This is a genomic window from Micromonospora sp. NPDC049580 (assembly GCF_040675595.1).
Lineage (GTDB): Bacteria > Actinomycetota > Actinomycetes > Mycobacteriales > Micromonosporaceae > Micromonospora.
Genome location: NZ_JBFAPG010000816.1, coordinates 1 through 1294, shown reverse-complemented (window position 1 = coordinate 1294; position 1294 = coordinate 1). Strand labels below are relative to the sequence as shown.

Annotated in this window: 2 protein-coding genes; both read left to right on the top strand. The window is 71.9% G+C overall.

Annotated elements, in window-relative coordinates:
- Positions 1-57 precede the first annotated feature (57 nt).
- Positions 58-870: a hypothetical protein gene (locus AB0J68_RS32295; RefSeq protein ID WP_363942697.1), complete on the top strand. Its 813-nt coding sequence runs from the start codon at positions 58-60 to the stop codon at positions 868-870.
- Between the two features lie 108 nt (positions 871-978).
- Positions 979-1294, top strand: a 316-nt coding sequence (locus AB0J68_RS32290; RefSeq protein WP_363942694.1) for a metalloregulator ArsR/SmtB family transcription factor, incomplete at its 3' end; no start/stop codon positions are given.

Genomic DNA, 1294 nt, shown 5'->3' with positions numbered 1-1294 from the left:
CCGTGACGCGCCTACCACGCTGCTGTCCTGCGCCTCGGGCCGCGGCCGTTCGGCGGAGTGCCGACCGGCTCCGGGGAGGCCCTGTCGGCCGGGAACGGGCACGACCACGCGCCCGGGACCGGGCCGCACTCCCATCCGGGGGACGTCAGCGCGGGTGAGACGCTGGCGACCGGGACGACGGTAAGCGCGGGCGGTTACACGTTGCAGCCCCTGGAGCGGACCCAGCCGCCCGGCGTACGCGCGGACTACCGGTTCCGGATCGTCGGAACCGACCGGCAGCCGGCGACGCGTTTCGCCGTCGTGCACGAGAAGCCGTTGCACCTGATCGTGGTGGGTCGCGACCTGGGCGGCTACCAGCACCTGCACCCGACGATGGCGCCCGACGGCACCTGGAGCGTCCCCCTGACACTGGCCCGGCCGGGCGGCTACCGCGTCTTCGCCGACTTCTCCGTCAGCGCCCCCGACGGTCGACAGGTGCCCCTCGTGCTGGGCGTCGACCACCACGTGCCGGGCGCGTACGCCCCGGCCGCGTTGCCACCGGCCCAGGCGCAGGCGACGGCCGGACCGTTCACGGTGTCGATGACCGGGATGCCCACCGCCGGGGTGACGGCGCCGGTGCGATTCCAGCTCACGCGCACCGACGCCGCCGGGCCGGTCCAGCCGCAGCGGTACCTCGGCGCGTACGGGCACCTGGTCGTCGTTCGCGAGGGTGACCTCGGGTACGTGCACGTCCACCCGGAGCAGGAGCTCGTCGACGGCGCGGTCGCGTTCTGGCTGACCGTCCCCAGCTCCGGCCGGTACCGGGCCTTCTTCGACTTCCAGGTCGACGGGAAGGTCCAGACCGCCGAGTACACGATCAACCTGCCCTGACAGCTGGCCCACGCGGCCACGACACGCGTCGATGGTGTTGTGATGAGCACAGCATCGGCTCGGGGATTTGTCCGGTTCCGCCGCTCTGTTCCCCAGGTTGGTGGAACGATGGCTGTCGTGGGAACTGCCGATACTGCCATGCCTGCCATCTCGCCGCTTGCCGGTGAGCCGATCAAACGCGCGGATGCCGAGCGGCTCGCGGGGGTGCTGAAGGCGTTCGCCGATCCGGCCCGCCTGCGACTGCTCAGCCTGATCCAGGCCGCCCCGGAGGGCGAGGCCTCGGTCACCGACCTCACCGCGCCGCTCAACCTCTCTCAGCCGACCGTGAGCCATCACCTGCGGATTCTCACCGAGGCCGGTCTGATCGAGCGCGAGAAGCGCGGCGTCTGGGCGTATTACCGCATCGTGCCGTCGGCGATCGCGG